Genomic DNA, 216 nt, shown 5'->3' on the forward strand with positions numbered 1-216 from the left:
CATAATGTCTAACGACACAAACAGTTTAGCACATACAAAATGGAATTGTAAGTATCACATAGTTTTCGCACCAAAATATAGAAGACAAATAATATATGGAAAATTAAAAAGAGATATCGGAATAATTCTGAGACAACTATGTGAAAGAAAAGGTGTTGAAATCATAGAAGCTGAAGCATGTAAAGATCATATTCATATGCTTGTGAGTATACCTCC

1 protein-coding gene is annotated in these 216 nt (G+C 31.0%); it reads left to right on the forward strand.

Annotated features, from left to right (window positions below; all coding sequences use genetic code 11):
• Nucleotides 1-4: 4 nt before the first annotated feature.
• Nucleotides 5-216: IS200/IS605 family transposase (gene tnpA, locus CD172_RS12445; RefSeq protein ID WP_142384455.1), on the forward strand; the 212-nt coding region annotated here is incomplete at its 3' end.

The organism is Staphylococcus agnetis, from assembly GCF_002901865.1.
Lineage (GTDB): Bacteria > Bacillota > Bacilli > Staphylococcales > Staphylococcaceae > Staphylococcus > Staphylococcus agnetis.